Raw genomic sequence first — 2,107 nt, 5'->3', positions numbered from 1 at the left:
TCTGCGAAGTCGAATGTCAGTGAGGGGTCTGCGAAACAGATCTTTACGAGCGGGTTGAAACAGAATGCATCTCCGCGTCCGTAGTGTGCACCACCGACGATAGCTGCGTATTCTCCCTGGTGACCGACGTTCATCGCGTAGTTCGGGTAGTTAGGTCCACGAAGTTCTCCAATCAGACCGCGGTCGGGCTCCATTGAGAGTGAGTTTGCTGAACCACACTGGTCCTGAAGATCGTAGCCGAAGAATCCGAGACGTGACCATCCTTCCTTGTGCATGAGCATCGAAAGGTACCATCCGTTCAGACCGGCGTTGGAGTTTCCGGTACCGATCGAACATGTAAGACCACAAGCTGCTGCCATTACACCGGCACGCTGTGAACCACCGAAGTGGTCTTCCATCATTGTCGGGTACTGTTCATACTGCTCCATTGCGTTGAGGTTGACCTCTGTTGCAAGATCGTTGACGACCTCCTGTGTCGGCTTTATGAGCTTTGCGGGGTCAGGGTGTGTGCAGTCTACGCCGTATTTGTCCTTAAGGTAGTCCATACCGTAGTATGTGAACTCATCAAGGATGTTATCGGTGTATGCTGCTGTTGCGTACTGTGTGAATCCGACACCACCGGACATGTATGATCCGAGCCAGATCTGGTCGAAGAGCATTGTTCCTGCACCGACTACCTCAAGGGATGCCCTTGCGGGGTCGTTGGGGTACTTGCGGTTACCCTGAATGATATCAGAGAAGAGACCGAACTTGATTCCACCGGGTTCGTTAGGTCCACGGGCACGGCGTGCGGGCAGGTGGGTTGCCATCTGGATAACACCGGCGTGCTTTGCTGCGAATGAAAGGTCGGCTACTGCTGCCTCACCGGCACACATCCTGTATGCTGCGATGAAGGACATACCGATCTGCATTGCTGACCATCTTGAGGTTGTTCCACCGTCACAGGTCCTTGAAACGATTGTCGGGATGTGGATTGCCTGGTACATCGACTTTCCGACCTGCTTCTTGAGAACTTCTGCCTGCTCTGCGTTGAAGAGCTTGTCGACGTTGAGGAGGAACTGGGGCTCGATATCATCGGCCATCTCGTCATCGCCTGTGAATACCTTTACGTAACAGTCATCGACGATTCCCGGGTGGGTCTCGACCATGTGTTCCTGAACCACAGCTCCACCAGGCATTGCATGGTTGAGGATGTGGAGGTATTCATTGATTGTCTCAGGTGTAACTTCCTTTCCGAGACGCTTCTGGAGTGTTGCGTGTGCAAGATCCATTCCTACGATAACGGTCCTGCGGATGTCATCCCACATCTGCTGCATTGCAGCGTTGTTGACGAAGTGCAGGTCGTCACCCTCTACGAAGACGTCGGTCTGTGAAACCTGGTAGGTCATGAGCTGTCTCTGACCCATGGGCAGTCCGCCAAGGTGGCAGTGCTCGGGGTCGTACATGGAGATTCCACGCTTCATCTCTACCTTCTTTGCCTCTTCCATGAACTCGCGCTTACGCGGAGACTGGCGGACACCGTCGAAGTTGTAGAATGTTGTCTTTACTGACTCGGGGTCTTCTCCCTGGAACTTCTCCTTAAGTGCGTTGAGGAAGAGTTTCTGTGATCTCTCAATTTTTCCCATTTATATCACTCCTCTTTCGGCATGAAGCCGTATTTAGTCCTCAGCGAGTGAATGCGCTGGATGTATTCGACGTATTCTGCATCATCACGGTATGCAGTTCCTACGAGTGAGTGGAAGATTGTCGAGTGGTCCTTTACCCATGCATCGTCCATCGGCTTTCCGACTTCTACTGCACGGTCCAGGGGCTCTCCGATCTGATCCTTCTGGTATTTTACAACACCGTCTTCGAGGATACAGCGCTGGAGCATATCGAACATCATTCCATCTTCTGCGAGACGGAGCGAGTGTCCGTGTACAGTTGCACCACGGCAGCTGACGAGTGCGGGCTCGAACATCTCTGTCTCGATGAGCCACTTTGCATACTGCTCAAGGTCACGCTCACGGCATTCTACAATCTGACGTCCGGAGAGTGTACCGGGATCGATACCACGGAAGCGGTAGCATTCTGTGTATGTACGCTGGTACGGCTGTGAAGGCGCGTT

2 protein-coding genes are annotated in these 2,107 nt (G+C 53.0%); both read right to left on the bottom strand.

Going from position 1 to position 2,107, the window contains the following annotated elements:
- Positions 1 to 1,625: coenzyme-B sulfoethylthiotransferase subunit alpha (gene mcrA / locus METPAY_RS12190; protein ID WP_048152823.1), on the bottom strand; the 1,625-nt coding region annotated here is incomplete at its 3' end.
- A gap of 5 nt (positions 1,626 to 1,630) precedes the next feature.
- Positions 1,631 to 2,107, bottom strand: a 477-nt coding sequence (gene mcrG / locus METPAY_RS15560) for a coenzyme-B sulfoethylthiotransferase subunit gamma (protein ID WP_048152866.1), incomplete at its 5' end; no start/stop codon positions are given.

Source organism: Methanolacinia paynteri, assembly GCF_000784355.1.
Lineage (GTDB): Archaea > Halobacteriota > Methanomicrobia > Methanomicrobiales > Methanomicrobiaceae > Methanolacinia > Methanolacinia paynteri.
The sequence above is the reverse complement of the archived record's forward strand: the minus strand, read 5'-3'. Positions and strand labels throughout refer to the sequence as shown.